This window comes from Bacillus smithii (assembly GCF_001050115.1).
GTDB classification, from domain to species: Bacteria; Bacillota; Bacilli; order Bacillales; family DSM-4216; genus Bacillus_O; species Bacillus_O smithii.
Window position 1 is genome coordinate 1419416 of the sequence record NZ_CP012024.1, and the last position, 25948, is coordinate 1445363.

At 41.8% G+C, this 25948-nt stretch carries 24 protein-coding genes and 2 pseudogenes; 25 read left to right on the plus strand and 1 reads right to left on the minus strand.

What is annotated here, in order from left to right:
* Positions 1-17: 17 nt before the first annotated feature.
* The 15 genes from rbfA to mobB all read left to right on the plus strand — a co-directional run bounded on the left by rbfA (position 18) and on the right by mobB (position 16628).
* On the plus strand, positions 18-377 hold the full coding sequence (gene rbfA / locus BSM4216_RS06740; protein WP_048623192.1) for a 30S ribosome-binding factor RbfA: 360 nt from the start codon (positions 18-20) through the stop codon (positions 375-377).
* Positions 378-597: 220 nt separating this feature from the next.
* The gene (gene truB / locus BSM4216_RS06745) at positions 598-1506 is read left to right on the plus strand and encodes a tRNA pseudouridine(55) synthase TruB (RefSeq protein WP_048623193.1); all 909 of its coding nucleotides are present in this window, start codon (positions 598-600) and stop codon (positions 1504-1506) included.
* A gap of 110 nt (positions 1507-1616) precedes the next feature.
* Positions 1617-2567, plus strand: coding sequence for a bifunctional riboflavin kinase/FAD synthetase (gene ribF / locus BSM4216_RS06750; RefSeq protein ID WP_048623194.1), 951 nt, complete (start codon positions 1617-1619; stop codon positions 2565-2567).
* Positions 2568-2692: 125 nt separating this feature from the next.
* A complete protein-coding gene (gene rpsO / locus BSM4216_RS06755; RefSeq protein ID WP_003354630.1) occupies positions 2693-2962 on the plus strand; it encodes a 30S ribosomal protein S15 in 270 nt (89 codons plus the stop codon).
* 325 nt (positions 2963-3287) lie between these two features.
* On the plus strand, positions 3288-5405 hold the full coding sequence (gene pnp, locus BSM4216_RS06760) for a polyribonucleotide nucleotidyltransferase (RefSeq protein ID WP_003354633.1): 2118 nt from the start codon (positions 3288-3290) through the stop codon (positions 5403-5405).
* A 159-nt stretch (positions 5406-5564) separates the two neighbouring features.
* The gene (locus BSM4216_RS06765) at positions 5565-6545 is read left to right on the plus strand and encodes a polysaccharide deacetylase family protein (RefSeq protein WP_003354634.1); all 981 of its coding nucleotides are present in this window, start codon (positions 5565-5567) and stop codon (positions 6543-6545) included.
* 31 nt (positions 6546-6576) lie between these two features.
* Entirely contained in the window at positions 6577-7815 is a 1239-nt protein-coding gene (locus tag BSM4216_RS06770; RefSeq protein WP_048623195.1) for a M16 family metallopeptidase, read from the plus strand.
* Positions 7816-8300: 485 nt separating this feature from the next.
* Positions 8301-8894, plus strand: coding sequence for a biotin transporter BioY (locus tag BSM4216_RS06780; RefSeq protein WP_371836612.1), 594 nt, complete (start codon positions 8301-8303; stop codon positions 8892-8894).
* Between the two features lie 14 nt (positions 8895-8908).
* On the plus strand, positions 8909-9904 hold the full coding sequence (gene bioB, locus BSM4216_RS06785; protein ID WP_048623197.1) for a biotin synthase BioB: 996 nt from the start codon (positions 8909-8911) through the stop codon (positions 9902-9904).
* Between the two features lie 324 nt (positions 9905-10228).
* Positions 10229-11071, plus strand: coding sequence for an SPFH domain-containing protein (locus BSM4216_RS06790; protein WP_048623198.1), 843 nt, complete (start codon positions 10229-10231; stop codon positions 11069-11071).
* A 15-nt stretch (positions 11072-11086) separates the two neighbouring features.
* The gene (locus tag BSM4216_RS16220) at positions 11087-11257 is read left to right on the plus strand and encodes a type II toxin-antitoxin system antitoxin (protein WP_003354639.1); all 171 of its coding nucleotides are present in this window, start codon (positions 11087-11089) and stop codon (positions 11255-11257) included.
* A 243-nt stretch (positions 11258-11500) separates the two neighbouring features.
* On the plus strand, positions 11501-13093 hold the full coding sequence (locus BSM4216_RS06800; protein ID WP_048623199.1) for a long-chain-fatty-acid--CoA ligase: 1593 nt from the start codon (positions 11501-11503) through the stop codon (positions 13091-13093).
* 324 nt (positions 13094-13417) lie between these two features.
* Positions 13418-14431: a GTP 3',8-cyclase MoaA gene (gene moaA / locus BSM4216_RS06805; protein WP_048623200.1), complete on the plus strand. Its 1014-nt coding sequence runs from the start codon at positions 13418-13420 to the stop codon at positions 14429-14431.
* 434 nt (positions 14432-14865) lie between these two features.
* Complete coding sequence (locus BSM4216_RS06810; protein WP_048623201.1) at positions 14866-16158, plus strand: molybdopterin molybdotransferase MoeA; 1293 nt, start codon at positions 14866-14868, stop codon at positions 16156-16158.
* Positions 16128-16628, plus strand: coding sequence for a molybdopterin-guanine dinucleotide biosynthesis protein B (gene mobB, locus BSM4216_RS06815; protein ID WP_048623202.1), 501 nt, complete (start codon positions 16128-16130; stop codon positions 16626-16628). The genes BSM4216_RS06810 and mobB overlap by 31 nt, the downstream gene beginning before the upstream one ends.
* A 936-nt stretch (positions 16629-17564) precedes the next feature.
* Here mobB and BSM4216_RS06820 read toward each other — a convergent pair.
* Positions 17565-17804, minus strand: a pseudogene (locus BSM4216_RS06820) (YkuS family protein); the annotation flags it as partial.
* A gap of 172 nt (positions 17805-17976) precedes the next feature.
* Here BSM4216_RS06820 and BSM4216_RS06825 point away from each other — a divergent pair.
* From BSM4216_RS06825 to BSM4216_RS06865, 10 genes and pseudogenes are all read left to right on the plus strand, one after another.
* Entirely contained in the window at positions 17977-18369 is a 393-nt protein-coding gene (locus BSM4216_RS06825) for a CidA/LrgA family protein (protein WP_003354647.1), read from the plus strand.
* Positions 18344-19030, plus strand: coding sequence for an LrgB family protein (locus BSM4216_RS06830; RefSeq protein ID WP_048623203.1), 687 nt, complete (start codon positions 18344-18346; stop codon positions 19028-19030). Before BSM4216_RS06825 ends, BSM4216_RS06830 begins: the two co-directional genes overlap by 26 nt.
* Positions 19031-19140: 110 nt before the next feature.
* Positions 19141-19278, plus strand: coding sequence for a YuzL family protein (locus tag BSM4216_RS16680; RefSeq protein WP_147542796.1), 138 nt, complete (start codon positions 19141-19143; stop codon positions 19276-19278).
* Between the two features lie 242 nt (positions 19279-19520).
* Positions 19521-20756, plus strand: coding sequence for an acyl-CoA dehydrogenase family protein (locus BSM4216_RS06835; protein WP_048623204.1), 1236 nt, complete (start codon positions 19521-19523; stop codon positions 20754-20756).
* Positions 20744-21526 (plus strand): SDR family oxidoreductase, encoded by a 783-nt coding sequence (locus BSM4216_RS06840; protein WP_048623205.1) that lies wholly within the window; start codon positions 20744-20746, stop codon positions 21524-21526. The genes BSM4216_RS06835 and BSM4216_RS06840 overlap by 13 nt, the downstream gene beginning before the upstream one ends.
* A 38-nt stretch (positions 21527-21564) precedes the next feature.
* Positions 21565-23175 (plus strand): long-chain-fatty-acid--CoA ligase, encoded by a 1611-nt coding sequence (locus BSM4216_RS06845; protein ID WP_048623206.1) that lies wholly within the window; start codon positions 21565-21567, stop codon positions 23173-23175.
* Positions 23176-23243: 68 nt separating this feature from the next.
* Positions 23244-23813 (plus strand): TetR/AcrR family transcriptional regulator, encoded by a 570-nt coding sequence (locus BSM4216_RS06850; protein WP_048623207.1) that lies wholly within the window; start codon positions 23244-23246, stop codon positions 23811-23813.
* Between the two features lie 54 nt (positions 23814-23867).
* Positions 23868-24749: a 3-hydroxyacyl-CoA dehydrogenase family protein gene (locus BSM4216_RS06855; protein WP_048623208.1), complete on the plus strand. Its 882-nt coding sequence runs from the start codon at positions 23868-23870 to the stop codon at positions 24747-24749.
* A 2-nt stretch (positions 24750-24751) separates the two neighbouring features.
* Positions 24752-25527 (plus strand): annotated as a pseudogene (locus tag BSM4216_RS06860) (enoyl-CoA hydratase).
* Positions 25528-25540: 13 nt separating this feature from the next.
* Positions 25541-25945 (plus strand): acyl-CoA thioesterase, encoded by a 405-nt coding sequence (locus BSM4216_RS06865; RefSeq protein ID WP_003354652.1) that lies wholly within the window; start codon positions 25541-25543, stop codon positions 25943-25945.
* Positions 25946-25948 lie beyond the last annotated feature (3 nt).

Below are 25948 nucleotides of genomic sequence, written 5' to 3' on the forward strand. Positions count from 1 at the left end.
AGATAGAGGTGATAAATGTGAACCTTCGTGCAAACCGAGTCGGAGAACAAATGAAAAAAGAGCTGTCGGATATCATCGGCAGAAAAATTAAAGATCCGCGTATTGGTTTTGTCACTGTGACGGATGTGCAATTGACAGGCGACTTGCAGCAGGCAAAAGTATATATTTCCGTGTTAGGCGATGAAAAACAAAAAAAGGATACATTAAAAGCTCTTGCCAAAGCGAAAGGATTCATTCGTTCTGAAATCGGCCAACGAATTCGCCTGCGGAAAACGCCCGATCTTCTTTTTGAATTTGATGAATCCATTGATTATGGCAATCGCATTGAAACGCTGCTGAAAGAAATCAGCAGCAATGAATCCAATCAGGAGAATTAAAGGAAGGGGATAGACCCACAAGTCTATCCTTTTTCTTTAAGGGTTCTGTACGATCTTAAAAAAGGTTCATGTTATGTAATGACCATTCAAACGAAGGAAATCGATATTTCTATTGTATTGGTCTGTAATCAGCCCTTTTTCTATATAGAGCTTTTCGTAAAAAATCATTTTCATAATGATAATGAAACCGTCTAGTGACAGAAAAAAAGGATGTGAATCGATGGACGGTATTGTAGCACTTTGGAAAGAACGAGGAATGACATCGCATGACTGCGTTTTTCAAATCCGAAAATTGTTTAAAACAAAACGAGTCGGCCATACAGGTACGCTGGATCCGAATGTGTCTGGTGTTTTACCTATCTGTATAGGCAAAGCGACTAAAATCGCCGAATACATGACGAATGCAGGAAAGACATATGAAGGAGAGGTAACGATCGGACTTTCCACGACAACGGAGGACGCCGACGGAGAAACCGTAGAAGTAAAAACGGTAGATAAAACCTTTTCTCGGAAAGAAATTTTGGATGTGTTCGAGCGGTTGACGGGTACCATTGAACAAACGCCGCCCATGTTTTCGGCAGTGAAAGTGAATGGAAAGCGACTATACGAATATGCAAGACAAGGGTTGGAAGTGGAAAGACCTAAAAGAACGGTCACCATTTATGAACTGGAGTTATTGGATGACCGTGAATGGTTCTCTGGAGAATTTGTCTCCATTCCATTTAGAGTCGTTTGCAGCAAAGGAACATACATTCGTACTCTTGCTGTCATGATTGGTCAAGAGCTTGGATATCCTGCCTATATGTCCAAATTAACGAGAACAGCGTCGGGTGGTTTTTCCAAAACAGATTGTGTCACGCTTTCAGATTTATCCAAGCTGGCTGAAAAAAATCAGCTGGAAACAATCCTTTTTCCATTGGAACAAGGTGTGTCCCATTTGCCGAAATGGAATATTAGTGATAAAGTAGCGGAGAAAGTAAAAAACGGAGCAATATTGGAAAAACCTATTGATTGGCCGGAAAATGACGGAAAAGTGGCGGTTTTTTACAAAAATCGTCTGATGGCCATCTATCAAACACATCCTACGAAACAGCTATACATAAAACCAGTGAAAGTTTTGACTGAATGAGATAACGGACAGATGTCAGACTCTATTGTCGGCAAGGGCTGGACAGACTGTTTCGCGTCTGTTCAATTCCGCGAAGAGAAATGCGGAAGAAAGAGGGATAGGTGAGGATAATGAAAATAACGATGTTGAATCACCCGCACTCCATCCAAAAAGAGGAACTGCCCCCGATGGCAATGGCATTAGGATTTTTTGACGGGGTGCATGCGGGTCACCAGCAAGTGATTGAGACAGCGAAGAACATTGCGGCCGAACGAAACTGGAAAAGTGCAGTGATGACGTTTGATCCCCATCCTTCCGTCGTGTTGGGGAAAAAACATGAAAAGATTCAGTATATCACTCCCCTTGAGGAAAAGATTCGAATGATAGAACATCTAGGAATCGATCATTTGTTTGTTATTCGATTTACGTCTGATTTTGCCAACTTGGAACCGCAGCAATTCGTAGATCAATATATTATTGGTTTAAATGTCCAGCATGTTGTGGCAGGCTACGATTTTACATACGGCCGGTGCGGAAATGGAACGATGGACACGCTTCCAATGCATTCTCGTCATTTATTTGCCATCACAAAAGTGGATAAGCTTGCATACGACGGGGAAAAAGTCAGCTCCACCAAAATTCGATGCTTACTAACGGAAGGGCAAATCGAAGAAGCCAATCGTCTTTTAGGGCGGCCTTATCGAATTACCGGGACGGTGGTCCACGGTGACCAACGGGGAAGAAAAATTGGATTCCCGACAGCTAATGTGGAATGTGATGACGACTATTATCTGCCGAAAACGGGAGTATATGCGGTGAAAATGAAAGTGAAAGACAAATGGGTGAATGGTGTATGCAATATTGGGTATAGACCTACTTTTAAACAACCGGATGAACGTTTCATGTCGATTGAGGTTCATTTGTTTGAATTTGACCACTCCATCTATGGCGAAGAAGTGACAGTAGAATGGTACAAGCACATTCGACAAGAACGCAAATTCAACGGCGTTCAAGAATTGGTCGCTCAAATTGAAAAAGATAAACAATCGGCCATCAAATATTTTCAAAATGAAGCCGAATAGACTTGCTTTTTGTTTGAAAACATAGTATTCTAATTATCGTATGAAAAAGAACCATTACTTGGCATGACGTTGCTCCGGCGCTTGCTCAGTAATTGGGGATCGAAAAGAAAATGGAGGTGAAAAGGATGGCTTTATCACAAGAACGCAAAAACGAGATCATCAATCAATTCAAAACACACGAGAATGACACTGGTTCTCCAGAAGTTCAAATCGCTGTCCTGACTGAACAAATCAATGTATTGAATGATCATTTACGTGTTCATAAAAAAGACCACCATTCACGTCGCGGTCTTATGAAAATGGTAGGGAAACGCCGCAACTTATTGACGTACCTACGCAAAAAAGACGTGCAACGTTACCGTGAATTGATTCAAAAACTTGGTTTGCGCCGATAATCAGCAAAAAGCGGGATTTTTCCCGCTTTTTTGTTAGCAGAAAAATAAGTGGCTTTTAGTGCGTGATATAAGCAAGTCGACCGCACTGAGCCTGTATGTTCCAGGATGACAGATGTTAAATTCGGTAAAAATACATAATACAGAGTTTTGTTCTAATGGGTTTTCCATTTACGACACCCTTAGGTTTGTCCGTTTCGTGTTTCATGGCTCGATGGAAAAGCATGGAGATTATTTTTTGTCTATACTTTTCCTGAAAGCAATGATATTCTTGAAGGCAAGAGTGCGTCATTAGGAACTATGTGATTGAATAGAGAGGAGTTCATTTATGGAGCAAGAGAAACAAACATTTTCTATAGATTGGGCTGGACGCAAACTGACGGTGGAAATTGGACAGGTTGCCAAACAAGCGAACGGCGCTGCGCTCGTGTATTATGGTGATACGGTAGTTTTAAGTACGGCAACCGCTTCAAAAGAACCAAAGTCAGTAGACTTTTTTCCGCTTACCGTCAATTATGAAGAAAGATTGTATGCGGTTGGTAAAATCCCAGGCGGATTTATTAAAAGGGAAGGCCGGCCCAGCGAAAAAGCCATTCTTGCAAGTCGTTTAATAGACCGCCCGATCCGTCCGTTATTTGCGGAAGGATTTCGAAATGAAGTTCAAGTCGTAAGTATGGTGATGAGCGTTGACCAAAACTGTTCATCGGAAATGGCAGCGATGCTTGGTTCATCACTTGCGCTCAGCATTTCGGATATTCCTTTTGAAGGACCGATTGCTGGGGTCATTGTCGGGCGCGTTGACGGTGAATTTGTCATTAACCCGACAGTGGAACAAATGGAAAAAAGCGATATTCATTTAACCGTTGCCGGTACAAAAGATGCCATTAATATGGTGGAAGCTGGAGCGAATGAAGTACCAGAAGAAACCATGTTAGAAGCGATAATGTTCGGTCATGAAGAAATCAAACGGTTGATCGCTTTCCAAGAAGAAATCGTCAAATTAGTTGGCAAAGAAAAAATGGAAGTTCAGCTGTATGAAATTGATCCTGAATTGGAAAAACAAGTTCGTTCCATGTGCGAACAAGAAATGTTGGCTGCCATTCAAGTAAAAGAAAAGCATGCCAGGGATGACGCCATCCAAGAGATAAAAGACCGAGTAGTTGCGGAATTTGAAGAGAAAGAAGATATTGAGGAAGAAACGATTAAACAAGTAAAAGAAATACTGGATAAAATCGTGAAAGAGGAAGTCCGTCGTTTGATTACAGTCGAAAAAATTCGCCCGGACGGACGAAAAATCGATGAAATTCGTCCGCTTTCTTCTGCTGTTGGCTTATTGCCGCGTACACATGGTTCCGCATTGTTTACTCGTGGACAAACACAGGCTTTAAGCGTATGTACATTAGGAGCGCTTGGTGATGTTCAAATCTTGGACGGTCTCGGAATTGAAGAATCAAAACGTTTTATGCATCATTATAATTTCCCTCCTTTTAGTGTAGGGGAAACTGGACCAATGAGAGGACCGGGACGCCGGGAAATTGGGCATGGTGCATTGGGAGAAAGAGCTCTGGAACCTGTTGTTCCGAATGAGAAAGAATTCCCTTATACCATTCGTCTTGTTTCTGAAGTTTTGGAATCAAACGGATCGACATCTCAGGCTAGTATTTGTGCTAGTACGCTGGCGATGATGGACGCCGGTGTGCCCATTAAAGCGCCGGTTGCGGGAATTGCAATGGGATTAGTGAAATCCGGAGAACATTATACGGTCTTAACAGACATTCAAGGAATGGAAGATCATCTTGGCGATATGGACTTTAAAGTTGCCGGTACAGAAAAAGGCGTTACCGCTCTGCAAATGGATATTAAAATAAAAGGACTAAATCGTGAAATCTTGGAAGAAGCACTCCAACAAGCTAGACGGGGAAGATTGAAAATCCTTGAACATATGATGAGCACCATTTCAAAACCACGCACCCATTTATCGATGTATGCTCCTAAAATTTTGTCGATGACCATTAATCCGGATAAAATCCGCGATGTCATCGGACCAAGCGGAAAACAAATCAATAAAATCATCGAAGAAACAGGAGTTAAAATCGATATTGAACAAGATGGAACGATCTTTATTTCTTCAGTAGATGAAGAAATGAATAATAAAGCCAAAAAGATCATTGAAGATATCGTTCGAGAAGTTGAACCAGGGCAAATCTATCTTGGGACTGTTAAACGGATTGAAAAATTCGGTGCTTTCGTGGAAATTTTCAACGGAAAAGACGGCTTAGTCCACATTTCTGAATTGGCGGAAGAAAGAATTCGAAAAGTAGAAGATGTCGTGTCGATAGGAGACCAAATATTAGTGAAAGTCATCAATATTGATGAACATGGTCGGATCAATTTATCGCGAAAAGCGGTGTTAAGAGATCAAAAGAATAAAAATGAACAAGCATAATTTTCATCCAGCCATTGAAACGGATTTTCATCCTATGTTATAAATAATGAGTAAAGAGGTCAGGGGTTCCCTGGCTTTTTTGTTGCATGAACGCTTTCAAGAAACGCTGTTCTAACTGTCCCCCTTTTTTCATATGGTAATGTAGGGGGAGGGAAAACCGTGGCTAAGTTAAGACGAATCTTTGGTATTCTGTTTTTGTGTATGCTATCCTTTTTCATTGTGGATAACCCGATGACGACCCAATATTTATCTTCTTTGAAAACAGAATCGCTTTCTGCAGATGCCAAAGTTGAGCCATCTTTGTATAACCAAATTAAAGAAGCTGATCATAAATATTCCCGAAAAGCTCAAGATGCCGTGATTGATCGGGTTTGGAAGAAAATCCCCGGTTATAATGGGATAAAAGTGGATGTGAAACGTTCTTACGAAAGAATGAAAAAAGACGGAAAGTTTAATGAGGATAAACTTGTTTTTCATCAAACGAAACCCCAAGTTCATTTACATAATCTTCCTCCCGCTCCCATATACCGCGGTCATCCCGATAAGCCGATGGTTAGTTTTGCGGTGAACGTGGCGTGGGGAAATGAGTATTTGCCCAAAATCCTTTCTGTCTTAAAAAAGCATCATATTCATGCCACTTTTTTTCTGGAGGGGCGATGGGTAAAGAAAAATCCGGATTTAGCCAAAATGATTGTGGACGGTGGACATGAAGTGGGAAATCATTCCTTCACACATCCTGACATGAAAACCCTCTCGTCCGACCGAATCAGGGAAGAGATGATCAAAACGAATCAAGTGATAGAGGCGACGACAGGAAAAAACGTTTCGCTCTTTGCGCCTCCAAGCGGAAGCTATCGCGATGAAGTTGTCAAAATTGCGGACAGTCTAGGGATGGAAACAATCATGTGGACGGTTGATACCATTGATTGGAGAAATCCTGCCCCAGATGAATTGGTTAATAGGGTCATTTCCAATGTCGGACCGGGGTCGATTGTTCTCATGCATCCGACAAAAAGCACCGCAGCTTCTTTGGAACGATTAATCACAAAAATTCAAAAAAAGAATTTGAAGATCAACACGGTGTCGCAGTTATTAAACGAAGAACGCATTTTTCCAATAGAAGATGAGAAAAATGACTAATAATGGAAGCAGCAAGATAGGAGGATGCAATTTGATCAAAACTTATACTTGTCAGAATGGAGTAAGAATCGTATTAGAAACTATTCCTACGGTCCGCTCCGTTGCCATCGGAATATGGGTAGGAACCGGTTCGAGGGATGAATCCCCTGAAAACAATGGCATTTCCCACTTTTTAGAGCATATGTTTTTTAAAGGGACAGAATCCAAGAATGCAAAGGAAATTGCTGAGAGTTTTGATAGCATAGGCGGACAAGTCAATGCGTTCACATCGAAAGAATACACGTGCTATTATGCAAAAGTTCTTGATAATCATGCCTCATATGCATTAGAACTGTTAGCCGATATGTTTTTCCATTCCACATTTGAGGAAGAGGAATTAAAAAAAGAAAAAAATGTCGTTTTAGAAGAAATTAAAATGTATGAAGACACTCCTGACGATCTTGTACACGACTTGTTAAGCAAAGCAGCATACGGACGGCATCCTTTAGGATATCCTATCCTTGGAACGGAAGAGACTTTGGAGAGCTTTACTAGCCAAAAATTAAAAGAATATATGCATCAAATGTATACTCCGGATCGTGTTGTGATCTCTATCGCAGGAAACGTCGATGAAACGTTTATAAAAGAAGTGGAAAAACGATTTGGCTCTTATGAAGGTGGAAAACGTGATCGGGGATCCATTCAACCCACATTCCATGCTGACCGGATTTCAAAAACAAAAGACACCGAACAAGCCCATTTATGTATCGGTTTCAAAGGATTGGAAGTTGGACATGAAGATAGTTATAATCTCATCATTTTAAACAATGTGCTGGGCGGCAGCATGTCTTCAAGACTGTTCCAAGAAGTCAGAGAGCAAAGAGGGCTTGCTTATTCCGTCTTTTCGTATCATTCATCCTACCGTGACAACGGGATGATCGCCATCTACGGCGGTACAGGGGCCGATCAGCTGGATCAACTTTCTGAAACGATTTTTCAAACGCTGGAACACTTAAAGCAACAGGGTATCACGGAGAAAGAGCTACATAACAGTAAAGAACAACTAAAGGGCAATTTAATGCTAGGGCTGGAAAGCACAAACAGTCGTATGAGCCGAAACGGCAAAAACGAATTATTGCTGAAAAGACATCGCACTTTGGATGAAATGATTCAATTAATCGATCAAGTGAATATTCAGTCCGTCAATGAAATGGCGCAAGAACTTTTTTCGAAACCATATGCCCTTTCGTTGATCAGCCCTGATGGGAAACTGCCGTCATCCCTTATATAATCATCTCCATTCCAGCGGTTGGCCGCGGGTGGAAGACGCTGATTAAAAAGAAGAGCTGTAGCCACACAGAACCAGTTCTCTACGTTTATTTTAATGAAAAAGTTGATGCACTGGATCTTTAATTTTTAAAAAAGATTTTTGGATTTTCACATTGAACGGATTTTTTGATGCATAAAAAAGGAATCTGATCCCCTTATAGTAGATAAAATCTGCTATAAGGGGTTTTTGTTTGGCTAGAAATGAGTGGTTCACCTTTTGATCTTGTGCAAAGTATGAGTGAGTTTTAGACGAAAAAAGGCTGCCCATGTTCATCCAAATTAGATCAATAAAACATATGGATTGCAAGCTAAAATTTTTTTGAAAGGAACAAATAGGTTAAATTCAAAGAAATATCCTGTTTTTTATGTCAACTATTTATTTGATAGGTTGACAATCAAAAATGGAAAGATTATGCTATTTGGTAGAGACAGAAAGGGGAGAGGGTGTTGAAACCAAGAAATATAAAGGCGATTGATTTGACGATGATGGCGTTGTTTGCTGCATTGATGATGATCGGGGCAAATATTACTTCTTTTGCACCTTTTATGGTCATTAACGGGGTGCCCATTACGTTGCAGACAGTCTTTGCCGTTCTGGCTGGTGCGGTTCTCGGCAAACGGCTAGGGGCTATCTCCATGACTGTTTATGCCCTTATCGGAATAATCGGTGTACCGGTTTTTGCCCAATTTAAAGGAGGTTTCGAAACGATTTTTAGCCCGACATTTGGGTTTATATTGTCTTTTATTTTGGCTGCGTACATAACAGGATGGATAATCGAAAAAAAGAAAACGCAGACTGCCTACGTAATAGCCTCATTAGCCGGTATGGCAGCCAATTATCTTTTCGGAACGAACTGGATGTATATGGCGATGAAATTGTGGGCAGATGCCCCGCCGGCTTTTTCTTATAAAGCCGCTTGGCTGACGATGTTAGTCCCGCTTCCGAAAGATATCCTTTTATCTGTTTTTGCCGGATTTCTTGCTTATCGGTTAGAACGTACTGTACTTTCCAAAAGCAAATTGCGTAATCAAAATGTATAGAAAGAAGGGAAAAAATGTCTAGATGGATCGAACTGGCTGAAAGCGTTTTAAATGGTTATGAAATAAGCGATTTGGAAGCGATGAATATTTTGAATTGCCCCGATGCAGAATTGCTTGAACTGCTTCAGGGAGCCTATCGGATACGGCACCACTATTACGGCAACAAGGTAAAATTAAATATGATTTTAAATACAAAATCAGGACTCTGTCCAGAAAACTGCAGCTACTGCTCTCAATCCGTCATATCCACAGCACCGATTGAAAAATATCGGATGATGGATAAAGAAACGATTTTAAAAGGAGCAGAAAGGGCGCGGCAATTAAATGCCGGAACATTCTGCATCGTGGCGAGCGGAAGAGGACCTAGCAATAAAGAAGTGGAACACATTGCTGCCGCCGTGGAAGAAATTAAAGAGCGATATCAAATGAAAATATGTGCTTGCTTGGGGATATTGAAGCCGGAACAAGCCAAGCGGTTGAAAGAAGCGGGGGTAGACCGTTACAACCATAATATCAATACATCGGAGCGCCACTATGAAAACATCACGACAACGCATACGTACGAGGATCGCGTAGAAACCATTGAAACGGTGAAAGAAAGCGGAATTTCCCCTTGTTCGGGTGTCATAGTCGGAATGAAGGAAACGAAAGAAGATGTCATCCATATGGCCCGCAGTTTGCATATTTTAGATGCAGACTCGATACCGGTGAACTTTTTAAATCCGATAGAGGGAACGCCGCTCGAAGGAGTAAGGGAGTTGAACCCGCTCTATTGTTTAAAAGTTCTATGTTTATTCCGTTATATCAATCCGTCAAAGGAAATTCGCATCGCCGGCGGAAGAGAAGTGAACTTGCGCAGTTTGCAGCCATTTGGACTCTATCCGGCCAATTCGATTTTTATCGGAGACTATTTGACAACGGAAGGCCAGGAAACAACCGCAGACCATCAAATGATTAACGATTTAGGTTTTGAAATCGAATTCGTGCAAGAAAAAGAACAGGTGATTTAAATAAAAATGCAATCACAAAGAAAGGCTGATTCAGCCGTCGTACAGGCCGCCGCTTCCATGAAGCGGCGATTTTTTGTGTTTTGTTCATGGAAGATGGTTTGTCTTGCTCAGGATGGTTAGGACAGTGACAATAAAAGGATGAGACCGCACAATCATGAACGGGTGCGGTGTGGACATCCTATCGTGATAAAAAGTTTAAGGCGTTGATAAAATAAGGACTTTTTTTCATTTCAATCATTCTACGGAAAATTTGTTATGATTTACATATATTTCAAATTATGATATCATTTTGATATAAATTCCAATAGGAAGGGGAAGCGAAAATTGAAAGAGAAAAATGCATGGCACATGAACGGATTTATCGGAATTTTGTTAATTATCGCTCTGTTGGCTGTGGCTTTTTTAGCCATGTCTCGAGATCATTTTTTTCGTTCTATTTTGTTGGTGATCATTGCCATACTGATCGGGAGCGGTCTGACTATTGTACAGCCTAACCAAGCCAATGTTGTCGTTTTTTTCGGGCGTTATGTAGGAACCATTCGAAAAAGCGGTATAGCTTTAACTGTTCCCTTTACGAATAAGAAAAAAGTGTCTCTTCGCGTGCGAAATTTTAACAGCAAAAAACTGAAAGTAAATGATGTGGAAGGAAATCCGATTGAAATTGCTTCCGTCATCGTCTTTAAAGTCATTGATTCAGCGAAAGCAACTTTTGATGTAGATGATTATGAAGAATTCGTAGAAATCCAAAGCGAGGCTGCCATTCGCCACGTCGCAACAAAGTATCCTTATGATACGTTGGATGACCACCATATTACATTAAGAGGCAATGCGGATATTGTTTCCAAAGAATTGGCCGATGAATTGCAAGAACGGTTAAACGTTGCGGGAGTTCAAGTAATCGAAGCGAGGCTGACCCATTTGGCTTATTCGACAGAAATTGCGAGCGCCATGCTTCAGCGTCAACAGGCCGCCGCCGTTCTATCTGCCAGAAAAATGATTGTAGAAGGTGCTGTCAGCATGGCTCAAATGGCCGTCGAACAGCTTTCGAACGATGGAACGATTGAACTGGATGAGAAAAGAAAAGTGAACATGGTGAATAATTTAATGATTGCGATCATATCTGACCGTGGCGCTCAGCCGGTCATTAATACCGGCAGCTTGTACTAATGGTTGTGGATCAACATGGCCAACAAGAAACATTTTCCGTTGAGAATAGATCCTGAATTGTATGCAATCATTGAACGATGGGCGCAAGAAGAATTCCGTAGTGTGAATGCCCATATTGAATTTTTATTAAGAGAGGCTGCTCGGCGTGAAAAGAGATTGCCAAAGAGAAAAAAAGAGGATGAATAATTTTTTCAAACACTTGCTTTTGATTCATAAATGATAAGGGGATATGATGTTCGTTCAAGAACATATATCCTCTTTTTTTATAGACGTATACGGGGGGACGGATCGATGAAAGGGATTGGCTGAATTTTCTACCATTCTTTTAGACTAGGAAAAAAGGCAGCAGGGAAATCATTGTTTATTCCTATTAAAATATGTTAATATTCTAATATATTATAATTTTCTGAACAATGGAGGAGATGAGTTATGCACGTTCCGTTAGTACTGACAGATTTTTTAGATCGCGCTGCCGAATTATATGCAGACAAAATTGGAATGATTAACGATGATCGCTATATCACTTATCGACAATTAAAAGAAAGAGTGAATCAGTTGTCTCATGGGCTGTATTCACTGGGCATCCGCAAGGGAGACCGCGTGGCATATTTAGCGCCCAACACGTTGGAAATGCTTGAAGGTTTTTACGGAATTTTTCAGATCGGAGCCATTATGGTTCCTTTGAATATTCGTCTGAAACCGGAAGATTATTTGTTTATGCTAAATCACAGTGAATCGAAAGTACTGTTTGTCGACCAAGGTCTTTACCATTTGATCCAACCGGTGAAAGACCGCTTAGCGACTGTTGAACATATTATTGTTCATTATAAAGACAGCGACAATGAAGAATTGGATTATGACCGTTGGTTGGGCATGTTTCCAACTAGCGAAGTAGAACGACCCGAAATCCATGAAGAAGATGTATGTAGTTTATTGTATACGAGCGGGACGACCGGAAACCCAAAAGGGGTTATGTTGACGCATCGCAATAATTATCTTCATGCACTTTGGTCGATGCATCATTTGCGCGTTTCGGATCGAGACACGCTGCTTCATGTACTGCCTATGTTCCACGTTAACGGCTGGGGATCCCCTTTTTATTTCACCGCGAATGGTGCGACACAAGTAGCTTTGCGAAAAGTGGATGCAAAAACCATATTTGATTTAGTGCAAAAGCATCGTGTCACCATCATGGAAATGGCCCCAACAGTATTAAATTCCTTGCTTCAATATAATGAAAAGCATCATCCGATCATTGAACAAGATGTGCGTGTCGTCATTGCCGGATCAGCTCCTCCGCCTTCCTTTGTGAAAAGAGTAGAGAATGAATTGGGTTGGGAGTTTATCCAAGTTTACGGAATGACGGAAAGTACGCCGCTGCATTTGGTTTCCACCGTTCGTTCCCATTTGAGCCATTTACCTTTGGAAGAGCAATGGCGTGTGAGAGCCAAAGCCGGTTATTCGATGATTGGTTGTCGTGTTAAGGTTGTTAATGAACATGGGGAGGAAGTAGCACGAAACGGAAAGGAAATAGGAGAACTGGTTATTCGAAGCAACGCCGTGATGAAAGGTTATTGGAAAAATGAAGAAGCGACAATGGAGACGATCCGAAACGGTTGGCTTCATACCGGCGATATGGGGACGATTGATGAGTACGGGTATATCGACATTGTGGACAGAAAAAAAGATATTATCATTAGCGGCGGAGAAAATATTTCCTCTATTGAAGTCGAGGGCGTTCTCTACGAGCATCCGGCTGTATTAGAAGCCGCTGTCATCGCCGTGCCGCATGAAAAGTGGGGAGAAACTCCGCATGCTTTTGTAGTCAAGAAACCGAACGAAACCGTAACAGAAGAAGAATTAATCGAATTTTCCCGTTCAAAGTTAGCTCATTTTAAAGCGATTACAGGAGTAACGTTTGTGGAGGAACTGCCGAAAACGGCATCGGGAAAGATTCAAAAGGTGTTATTAAGAAAAAATTATTGGGAATCAAAAGGAATAACGGGACGATTGGTCAATTAATGAAATGGGCGGCAAGTTTTTTTTGCCGTCTTTTTCATACATTTGGTTCCTCTCATACCCTTCATAACGTTGTTTACGAATATTAGCCGCACCTTTTTCTCCTAAATCAGGTCTGATTTTCTTTTTTGATCTGTACAGTATTCAATAAGGAGAATCGAAAATGGCATCAGGAAAAAAACGGTGTACGTACAATGAATTTTCCTTTACAATAGAAAAAAGGGAGCGTACTCTGCTCCCTTTTTCTATCGTTATGGAAATGAGACACGTTTCACAAAAAAAGAAATGAGCTTAAAAAGGAACATTCCTTTTTGGGAGATGAAAACAATGAAAATTCCAATTCTTGATACGTTGAATCGACCTTTGCGAGATTTGCGTATAAGTGTGACTGACCGCTGTAATTTCCGCTGTCAATATTGTATGCCCGCCGAAATATTTGGCCCGGATTTTGCTTTTTTGCCGAAAGAGGAAGTGCTTTCGTTTGAGGAAATAGAAAGATTGGCAATGATCTTTAGCAAATTGGGGGTCAGGAAAATCCGAGTTACAGGCGGGGAACCGCTCATGAGAAAAGAACTCCCCTCCCTCATTCAGCGATTGTTGAAAATTCCCAGCATTCAAGATATTGGTCTTACAACAAATGGAGTATATTTGCCTAAATATGCAAAAGAATTGAAAGAAGCTGGTTTAAAACGGGTGAATGTCAGCCTTGACGCTCTGAATGATGAAATTTTTATGAAAATGAACGGCCGAGGAGTCCGTTCCAAGGCAGTCATAAAGGGGATTGACGCTGCTCTTGCCCATGGCCTTAAGGTGAAAATAAACATGGTTGTACAAAGAGGTATGAATGAAGACGAGATTTTGCCGATGGCAGAATTTTGTCGGAAAAAAGGACTTTCTCTCCGTTTTATTGAATTTATGGATGTCGGAAATTCAAATGGATGGAAATTAGATCAAGTGGTAACCAAAAAAGAAATATACGAAAAATTAAAGAGCCGTTTTCAATTAGAGCCAGTGGAACCGGCGTATTTTGGCGAAGTGGCTAAACGGTATCGTTATCAAGGTGAACAAACGGAAGTCGGTTTTATCACCTCTGTTACAGAATCTTTTTGCTCAAGCTGCACAAGAGCCAGAATTTCGGCCGAAGGAAAACTGTATACTTGCCTGTTTGCAAGTGAAGGCTACGACTTGAGAGCTCTTCTGCGAAGCGGGGCGAAGGATGAAGAAATTGCACAAAAAGTAGCAGACATTTGGAACCACCGAACAGATCGTTATTCAGATGAACGTTTGGCTAATACTCATCATCCCCGTAAAAAAATTGAAATGTCCTATATCGGTGGATAACCGTCCAATAAGAAAAAAACAAATGCGCGTATTGTCAAAACGAACAAGATATAATCAGAAAAAATTGAAGGAAATCTTCCATACAAGGGCTGAAAGTTGATCAAAGCCTGACATATGGAAAAAAGGAGCAAAAGTGACCGGACGGAAGATATGGGGAATCCATTTCTCCCATTGGTATTTGCTGAACTTCAAAACGACGCCAGGGAAAATGTGGTATAATCTACAAAGAATGAAGGATAAAAGAGAAGAACATCATTCGAAATTTTGTTAATTTCCCTTTTATAAAATGGATCGGAACGAAAAAATCACTCGATCGCTCTATATATGGATGAATGGAAAGAGTATGGGTCCAACCGGATCAAGAACGTTGACTGGAACTGGCTCAAAGTTGCCGACGTCGAAGAATGATGGTGGTAAGAGAAAGGATGAGGATCATGGTGGAACGGAGAAGCCCGATCAAAGTTGGTGAAGCCGTTCGGAGAGTCATGGAGTGGAAGCAGCTTGGAGAAATAGAATATGTGGATATTGATGCGTGCGATCGCCGCTTTTTAGGAAAACCGTTAGTAGCGGACCACGATGTACCGCCCTTTGACCGCTCTCCTTATGATGGGTTTGCCGTCCGCTGCGAAGATACTGCAGATGCGACTAGCGACAGCCCGGTTTTTCTTGAAGTTATCGATGAAATTGGCGCCGGGCAAGTAAGTCCTTTTCGAGTTGGGAAAATGGAGGCAATCCGCATTATGACAGGAGCGGCTATTCCGGAAGGGGCGGACTGTGTCGTCATGCTTGAATTGGTTCATGAGGAAAAACGGGATGGCAAAACATTTATTGCGATCAAACGGCCGTTCCAAAAACATGATAATATTTCCTTTAAAGGAGAAGATGCCAAGAAAGGTCAGCCTTTGATAGAAGAAGGAATTCAAATTAATCCTGGTGTAAAAGCGTTGCTTGCAACTTTCGGTTATGCCAAAGTTCCCGTTGTGAAACCTCCCGTTGTCGGTGTACTTGCTACGGGATCTGAGCTATTAAATGTAGATGAAGAATTGGTGCCGGGAAAAATCCGCAATTCCAATCTGTACATGATTGCTTCGCAAATTGAAAGAGCAGGGGGAAAAGTCAAAACATACGGGCAATGCGCCGATGATGTCGATTCGGTATTAAATGCTGTCAAAACTGCGTACAAAGAATGCGATATAGTCATTACGACGGGCGGAGTTTCTGTAGGAGATTTTGACTATTTGCCGGAAATTTATCGCCAAATGAAGGCTGAAGTGCTTTTTAATAAAATCGCTATGCGTCCTGGTAGTGTGACAACGGCCGCCGTTTTGAATGGCAAAATGCTGTTTGGATTGTCCGGAAATCCTTCTGCTTGTTATGTTGGATTTGAATTGTATGTTCGCCCCCTTATACGTTACTGGCTTCATTCTTCTAAACCATACTTGCGCCAAGGAAAAGCTTTTTTACAATCAGAATTCCCGAAAGCCAATCCTTTTTCCAGGTTTGTGCGCAGCAGAGTCTTTTATGGCGAGGACGGAAAGCTGCATGTAAAACCGGTGGGATTGGATAAATCAAACGTCGTAACGTCCCTGGCGTGGTCAGACTGCTTAATGGTTCTTCCGGGAGGAACAAGAGGGTTTGGAAGCGGAGATCTTGTAGATGTTCTCTTTCTCGAAGATAACACGGGGAGTGAGTCGTGTTGGGAAGAGAGCAAAAGATCTTCCAAATAGTAGGGTATCAAAATAGCGGGAAAACAACTTGGATCGAATATTTGCTTGAATATGCTTCTTTTCACGGAAAAACGGTGGGCGTAGTGAAACATCATGGACATGGTGGACGACCTGTCATCGGAGATAAAGGAAAAGATACAGAAAGGTACCGGAAAAAGGGCGCTTATGCTGTTACGGTAGAAGGCGGAAACACAGCCGTTGTCACGATCAACGGTTACTATGGCTTAGAAGACATATTGAAACTGTATCAATCGCTTCCTCTTGATTTCATTTTGATAGAAGGCTATAAAAAAGCTTCGTTTCCTAAAGCGGTTATAATTCACCGAGAAGAGGACAAGAATTTATTGAAATTGGAAAATGTACAAGCCGTCATCACGCCTTTCCCGCATCAATTTAAACAAATTCCTGCTTTTCACGTTGAGGATAAAAAATCAATGGCAGAATGGCTATGGAACTATTTCTTGTTTTAGGCGGAAAAACACGAAAAAATCATTTCAGCATGAAAAATACAAGCAGCTCATAATAAGATTTCTCTGAGATGAACCGTCTTGTTAAATGGTAAATGACGAAAAGCCAAGTCTTTTCCATTGTCTGCTTTTTTGTCGGTGTCAAACTTCAAACAACAGATAAGGACTTTTGTCTTTTCTGACGTTCTAGTAAGCAATTGAGACTGGATGGGAAAGTTTTCAACAGTAAGCACTTCACTTGAGAGAGCATATGAAAGCCGGAAAAAACACTCAGCGGGTTTTCCCGCTGAGTGTCTCTATGTGCGCCCGGCATGTACATGAACTATAGGGTGTAAGTCCCGAACCCCGAAGACAGAAGTAGAGGTTAGCCAAGAGCAAGGGTGTCCGTGGTGACGCGGAATCTGAAGGAAGCTGGAGGCAAAACACCGGTCCGAGGAACACGAACCTCATATAAGGCTAGGTATGATTGAGTGAGTTTGCATAACAAAACAAAGCTCTTTCTGTCGAAGGTCATATCGAGTAAATGAGGCGGATAGATGGTGTGAAAGTGCATGTACTTACCCGGGGAGGTCTGGCGGATATGTGAAGTACTCTTCATAACCTACTTAGTGATAAGTAGCTGAACCGTCAGAAGTCAGCAGAGGTCATAGTATTAGTTGGTCTAGAACAACTAAGAAGGACCGAACAATTAAGAGAGAATAGCCCTTGGTATTCAGTGAGTCATGATGAACACAGAAAACGTAGTACCTCACTTGAGGGAGGAAGCGGTGAATCCCGTGGGAGACCTCTTGGAGGGTGGAGTGACCACTGGCATAAAGAGAACAGCTATTCACGGAAGTTATAAAGACTTGCGTCAATTATCTTAATTGAACCGCCGTATACGGAACCGTACGTACGGTGGTGTGAGAGGACGGGAGTTAATCGCTCCCTCCTACTCGATTGAAGTCGGTTTTCAACTTCACGACAAACTTCATCGGCGCTTAAGCCGTCGGCGTTGATGACTGGTCCTTTTATGACCGTATTTTGAATGCCTAACATATCGGAGTCCAATCCGGTGACCACACAACAATCGCAGCCGCGGGCGTCAGACTCCTTCTTCAATTCCACCACTTGATATCCTCTTTCTTTTAAGGCTTCGGATACATTGTGCAATGATTCTTCTACTCCGATTTTTGCCATTCCTAACACCTCCCTTCCTATCGTTTTCTAGGATGAAAGGATTTATACACAATATGGCGTCTGTTTTTTTCGAAAACGATGAAAGATGGATTTTTTTCTCCATTCATTGGACGAATGAGTTACAATAAAATTAATTGTTATTTGAATTTTCGGTAAAATGGAGGTGTGAGTGATGAAGCAGGGATTTATTTTTGTGTTGCAAATCGCTTTTTTATGGCTTATCAATGAGATTAGCTATAGTATCGTCGAGTTTTTTCATATCCCCATTCCGGGAAACGTGCTGGGAATGGTGATTTTATTTATACTGCTTCTAACTGGAATTGTGAAAATTCATTGGGTGGAGAGGGGAGCTTCTTTTCTAAATAAGCATTTAGCGTTTTTCTTCATTCCCATTTCAGTAGGTTTCATGAGCTATGGGAATTTTTTTGTCAAAAATGGATTTGCATTGATCATTATTTTACTGGGCAGCTCCATTATCGGTCTGTTGATTACGGGGTATACAAGTCAATGGCTGGGAAAAGAGAAAGAAGGGAATATGGATGAAGATCGCCATTACAGTGTTTAGTATTGTCGTGACGATAGCGGCTTATTGGATTTCTCGCATTTTGGCCCGGAAATACCCATCCCCCTTGACCACACCTGTTTTTTTGAGTACAGTACTCATCATCATCGTGCTTACGGTATGTAGAATGGATTACAAAGACTATGGGCCGGCAAAGGATATTATGACTTATCTGCTTGGACCAGCGACAGTGGCGCTTGCTGTTCCGCTTTATCATAATAAAGATTTGCTGTTAAAAAAATGGATGCCTGCACTTGCCGGACTCGTCTTGGGTACCTTTTCAACCATCATTTCTGCTGTTTTGCTTGCCAAACTATTTGATTTTTCGGGAACCATTGCAGCCTCAGTAGCGACGAAATCGGTTACAACGCCGGTTGCCATAGAAGAAGCGAAGATTATAGGGGGAGATCCTGCGCTATCGGCGATTTTTGTCATGGTCGCCGGCATCTTTGGAGCGATGTTTGGACCGTGGCTATTGAATGTGACGAGGATATCAGATCCGTTTTCCAGAGGACTATCCATTGGTACGGTTTCTCACGGTATCGGCACAGCGCAAATACTGTCAGAAGGGTCGTTGCCGGGAGGAGTATCCGGGGCTGCCATGGGGTTTGCGTCCATTTTGACATCAGCCGTTCTTCCGTGGTTGTTTCCGCTCTTGTTCTGACGGACAAACAAGATTTAAGTCACGGACGTGGATTTCCATCCTAAAAAAAGCAGCTGGTATGATACATAAAAAGCGGCTGTCAAGGTAAAGTAAGACAGAGGTGATGGAAATTGAGCAAACGAGTAAAAAAAGATCCTTCCACTATTGGTTTAGGCTCTTCTCAAACGGAAGGGCAAGGAACAACGGAACGAGAAACAGCCGGCGGTGTGAGCCGCTCATCAGCAGAGAAAAAACAGAAAAAGTATTGATTTTTGTTGGTTTCCTCCGGTTTCCATTGGTCATCCTGACTTGGCCCGGAGGAAACTGATTTTTTTATTGAGCGCAAAAGTTTGTGAATAACGGATGGACCAAAATAGGATTTTCCTATTTTTATGTCGAATAAAATTTTCAGAATTTTATAAAATATTATTGACAGGAATACTCTAATTGATATAACATACAATTAACGGCACATACCGACCGGTTAGTTAAAAAAGGAGGCCAAACTTCTATGGATTTTTCGTTTTCCGAAAAAGTGATCAATCTTCAAAAGCGGTTGACAGCCTTTATGGAAGAATACATTTATCCGAATGAAAAAACATTCGAGGAACAGTTGAACGATCAAGAAACTCGCTGGTCCATTCCACCCATTTTAGAAGAGCTGAAGCAGAAGGCAAAGAAAGAAGGATTATGGAATTTGTTTTTGTCTGACAGCGAATATGGCGCCGGATTGACCAATTTGGAATATGCCCCGCTCTGCGAAATTATGGGAAGAAGCATGATCGCTCCGGAAATATTTAACTGCAATGCACCTGATACCGGGAATATGGAAGTTCTCGTCCGTTATGGAAGCGAGCAGCAAAAAGAAAAGTGGCTGAAACCTCTTCTGAACGGCGACATTCGTTCTTGTTTTTCGATGACGGAACCGGATGTTGCGAGCAGCGACGCCACCAATATTTCGGCCAGCATCGTGCGGGATGGAGACGAATATGTGATAAACGGTTTGAAATGGTGGTCTTCCGGAGCAGGGGATCCGCGTTGCAAATTTGCCATCGTCATGGGCAAATCGAACCCCGATGCTCCAAAACACGAACAGCAATCCATGATTATCGTTCCTCTTGATACAAAGGGTGTGGAGATTAAACGCATGCTCCCCGTTTTTGGATATGATCACGCTCCACATGGGCATGCGGAAATTCTTTTTCACGACGTGAGGGTACCGGCGGAAAATATCATTTGGGAAGAAGGCAAAGGATTCGCCATCGCCCAAGGTAGGTTGGGACCTGGACGAATTCATCATTGCATGAGAATTATTGGCGCTGCAGAAAGAGCGCTGGACGAAATGTGTAAGCGCGTACAAGAAAGGGAGGCTTTTGGCGAATCTTTATCGAAGAAAGGAGTGATCCAAGATTGGATTGCTCAATCGCGGATCGAAATTGAACAGGCAAGGCTGTTGACTTTAAAAGCGGCCTATATGATGGATACGGTCGGCAATAAAGCGGCCAAAAAAGAGATTGCGATGATTAAAGTGATTGCTCCGAATATGGCCTTAAAAGTAATAGACCGCGCCATACAAGCATTCGGTGCGAAAGGCGTCAGCAATGATACGACTCTTGCCGCTCATTGGGCCAATATAAGAACACTAAGACTAGCTGATGGTCCGGATGAAGTTCATAAACAGCAAATTGCGAAGCTGGAATTGCGTGAGCATTCACCGGAAAGGGAGAGATTTCAATGGCAACAGTAAAGGAACTGTTTGACTTAACCGGAAAAACGGCGATTATCACTGGAGGAGGGCGAGGATTAGGAGAGCAGATCGCAGAAGCGTACGCTGAATCAGGAGTGAACGTTGTCCTTTGTTCGCGTAAAGTAGAGAATTGTCAAGAAACAGCTGAACGTTTACAGTCCGTGTACGGGATAAAAACGTTAGCTCTGGAATGCGATGTCACAAAACCGGAGGATGTTCAGACGGTAGTGGATCAAACGATTCGCAAGTTGGGACGCATTGATATTTTAGTGAATAACAGCGGGGTTTCATGGGGGGCGCCAGCGGCGGAAATGCCGATTGATGCTTGGAAAAAAGTAATCGATGTGAATGTTACCGGCACGTTTTTAATGTCGCAAGCGGTTGGGAAAAAAATGATAGAGCAGCAGTCGGGAAAGATTATAAATATGGCTTCGATTGCCGGGCTTGGCGGAACGGATCCCGATTATTTGGATGCCATCGGCTACAATACCAGCAAAGGTGCCATCATTACTTTTACAAAAGATTTGGCGGTGAAATGGGGGCCGTATCATATTCATGTGAATGCGATTGCGCCGGGGTTCTTCCCGACGAAAATGTCGAATGTCGTTATTGAGAAAGGGAAAGATTATTGGCTGTCACATACGCCGTTAAGAAGATTCGGTAGTGACGATGATTTAAAGGGAGCGGCCGTTTTTTTGGCCTCAAAAGCTTCGGATTATATAACCGGGGATGTCCTCTTTGTGGATGGTGGGTCGCACGCTTTGACATAAAATTTCCGGACTGATTGGATCAAAAGGGGGATTTTCCAATGGAGGAAGTTCAATACTTTGCTCCCTATCAGGGAAACTGTTCCCATGATATAACGATTCCGGAAATGACATTGCCTGAAATGTTAGAACAGTCGGTGGAAAAATTCCCTCAAGCATATGTCGCCAGTTTTTATGGCCGTAAACTGACATATGAACAACTTTGGGAAGCAGTTCAAATATTTGCCGCCCATTTGCAGAAACTAGGTGTTCAAAAAGGTGACCGGGTCGCCATACAATTGCCAAATTGCCCACAATATTTGATCAGTTATTATGGGATCCTTGCCGCTGGCGGAATCGTCACCCAGCTAAACCCGATGCTATCGGAGAAAGAACTGGAGTATATTTTAAAAGATTGTCAGGCGAAAATCATCATTCTGATAGATGCTCTTTACCCAAAAATAAAATCAGTACAGAAATATACGGCAATTGAAACCGTGATGACTGTCAGTTTAGGAGATCTTTTTCATCCTAAGCTTCCCGATTTGGCGCTTCAATCTGTTCTTTCAGTAAAAAACGATTTTTTGCCTGTGAAGATAGATCCAAAAAACGATATTGCGGTTTTGCAGTATACGGGCGGTACTACAGGCAGATCAAAAGGGGCTATGCTGACTCATTTTAATTTGGTGGCTAACATTGTTCAAACTTACGAGTTTTTTAAAAGTGAATTAAATCCAGGCAATGAAAAATGTTTAACGGTTATTCCACTATTTCATGTATTTGGGATGACATCATGCATGAACTTTTCCATTTTTTGTGGGAATGAAATGATCCTTCTCCCAAAATTTGATCTTCAAGAAGTGTTGGAGACCATTAAGAAAGAACAGCCGACGGTATTTCCAGGTGTTCCAACCATGTATGTAGCGATTACCAATCACCCACGCGCCCACGAGTACCAATTGGATTCTATGAAATTATGCAATTCCGGAAGTGCGCCTATGCCAATAGAAGTCATGAAAGAATTTGAAAGAAAAACAGGAGCGAAAATAGTAGAGGGGTACGGTCTTTCAGAAGCGTCACCTACAACCCATTGCAATCCTCCGTTTGCAGCAAGAAAAGCGGGAACGGTTGGGATCGGGTTCCCTCGGACAGCTTATAAAATAGTCGATTTGGAATCTGGAACGAAAGAAATGCCGCCTGGTGAGCCAGGAGAATTGGTCATCAAAGGCCCGCAAGTGATGAAAGGATACTGGAACCAACCGGAAGAAACGGCGATGACGTTACGCAACGGCTGGCTGTATACGGGAGATATCGCCAAAATGGATATGGAAGGATACGTATCCATTATCGATCGCAAAAAAGATATGATTATCGCAAGTGGCTATAATATTTATCCGCGCGACGTAGAAGAAGTTTTATACGAGCATCCAGCCGTTCAGGAAGCAGTGGTGATTGGCGTTCCAGATGCCTACAGAGGGGAGACGGTTAAAGCTGTTATCGTCTTAAAGGAAGGGGCAACAACAAGCGAGAAAGAATTGATCGATCACTGCAAACAGCATCTATCCGCATATAAAGTACCAAAAATCATTGAATTTAGAAACGAATTGCCCAAAACCAATATAGGGAAAATTTTGAGAAGAGCCATCCGAGAAGAGTCAATGAAAAAACAATGAAGACTTGTATTGATGCTCTCGTTCTTATAGTATAATCACAAAAAACTGATAACGGTGAGGATTGTACAATGAAAGAAACAATCATGGACAAGAGCATCGAGCTATTTGCTGAAAAAGGCTTTAAAGAAACCTCTATACAGGACATCATGGATGAACTGCATGTAACGAAAGGAACCTTTTATTATTATTTCAAAAGCAAAGAAGAATTGCTAAAGGATATCCATTTGCAATATATCGAACGTCTTTTAGAGAATCAGAAAAAAATCATCTCGGATCCAAGCAAAACGTGTCAAGAAAAATTATTTGCGATCATTTATAAATTAATTCAAGATATCGAAAAAGAAGGACAGCGAGCAAAAGTATTCATAAGGGAAATCAATCATTTAAGCGATCAATATCTTGATATCGTTCTGCCGAAAAGAGATCAATTTCGAGAAAATGTTCAATTATTGATTGAAGAGGGAATAAAAAACGGAGAATTCCGCACAGACTTGCCGCCTGATATTGTTTCATTCGGCATTTTAGGCATTGCCAATTGGAGCTATTTTTGGTTTAAGCCAACAGGAAAAGTGAGCGACAAGCGTGTGGCCGAAATTTTTTATGAAATGCTCATTCATGGGATCCAACATAATAATTGATATTCAGTATCAACTCTTGATTGCGATGTAATGAGTCCATAAGGGGGTACTGTCATGAACATTAATGATGTGAAGAAAATAGCAGTGATCGGATCAGGACAAATGGGGCACCAAATTGCGATGTTGGCTGCATTGGGCGGTTTTGAAACCGCTATCCAAGACATAAGCGAAAGCGCGCTAACGAAAGCTGAAAAATCTTTGAATGGAATTATGAATAAATGGGTTTCCAAAGGGAAAATCACAGAGGATGCCGTAAATGCCGCTTTTGCCCGGCTCGTTTTTTCCACGAATTTAAAGGAAGCGGTTCAAGATGCCGATTTTGTCATTGAAGCGGTTGTCGAGAAACTGGAAGTGAAGCGGAGCGTATTTAAGGAGCTTGATACATGGGCGCCAAAACACGCTATATTAGCCACCAACAGTTCTACGATCGTGAATTCTCTCATAGCAGAAGTAACGGAACGGCCGGAAAAAATGATTAATATGCACTTTTTCTTCCCACCGCTTGTCATGGATTGTGTGGAAGTCGTCATGAGCAGCCAAACAAGCGAAGAAACGGCAAAGGTGACGATGGAAGTCTGCGAACGGATGAATCGAACAGCTGTCCTGTTAAAAAAAGAAATTTCCGGATTTATTGCAAACCGGATTTTAGGTGCACTAAATAAGGAAGCTATTTATCTATATGAAAATGGCTATGCCGACTATCAAGATATTGATTTGATCGTTAAGAAAGCATTAGGTCATCCGATGGGGCCGTTTGAGTTAATGGATTTCTCTGGTCTAGATGTTGTCTATTTCGTTCAAAATCAGCAATATCAAGAATCAGGAAACCCTCTGGAACGACCGGCGAAATGTTTGCAAGAGAAAGTGGAAAAGGGAGAGCTTGGACGAAAAACAGGCAAGGGTTTCTATACGTATGAAAAAGAAGAGGTGAAATAAGAATGACATTAATAAGCCTTGAAAAAGAAGGAAGGACAGCGATTGTGACGATAAACAATCCTCCTCTCAATGTGTTAAGCCGACAAGTGACAAATGAAATTTCGGAAATTTTCGATCAACTGGAAGAGGACGAAAACGATTACTGCTATTCTTCTAACTGGTGCAGGAGAACGGGCTTTTATGGCGGGAGCGGATATAAAAGATTTCCCACGATGGATTGGGAAAAAGGGGCTTCAAGAAGAATTCATGAAAACGGATAATTTTTTCTTTAAAATTCAGAATATTAAAAAACCTACGATAGCTGTGTTAAATGGATTGGCATTGGGAGGCGGCTGCGAATTAGCACTGACAGCTGATCTCCGGATAGCAGAAGATCACGTCCAAATCGGTTTGCCGGAAATCAAGCTAGGCCTATTCCCAGGGGGGAGGGACTCAACGGCTTCCACGCCTAATTGGGGCAAGCAAAGCGAAGGAATTGATGTTCACAGGTGATCCCATATCGGCAGAAAAAGCACTTCAAATTGGGCTCGTGGATCATGTTGTCCCGAAAGGAGAAGGTTTAAACTATGCAAAAAAACTGGCGGAAAAAATCAACCGCTTTTCCTTGCCAGCTTTAATCAGAATTAAAAAAGCCATCAATGAAGGTCTTCAAGCTCCATTGTGGGAAGGAATTCAGCTGGAAGCACAGCTCTTTGAAGAAGTTTTTCAAACAGAAGATATCAAAGAAGGTGTGCAAGCGTTTATAGAAAAAAGGGAAGCATCTTTTTCCCATCGGTAAAGGAGGAAATTCGTTGCATTCAACTGAAATCCGTGTCCGTTTTTGTGAAACGGATGCTTTTGGGCATGTGAATAATACTAGTTATTTTGCTTATTTAGAGGAAGCGCGTCTCGATTTTTTGGAAGAAACGAATATGGATCATTGTTTTATATTGGCTTCCACACGCTGTGATTTTGTTGCTCAAGCCTATTATAATCAAAGGCTTGTTGTCACGACATCGATCAAAAAAATCGGAACGAAAAGTTTTACATTGGGTCACGAAATTATAGACAAACATACTGGCAAAACTGTCGCTTGTGCCGAAGCCGTGATCGTCTATTTTAACTTTGATACCCAAGAAAGCGAACCTTTGCCGACAGAACTGAGAAATTATTTACATCAACACTTGGAAGAAACGGAATTTCTGAAAAGGAAGTGATAC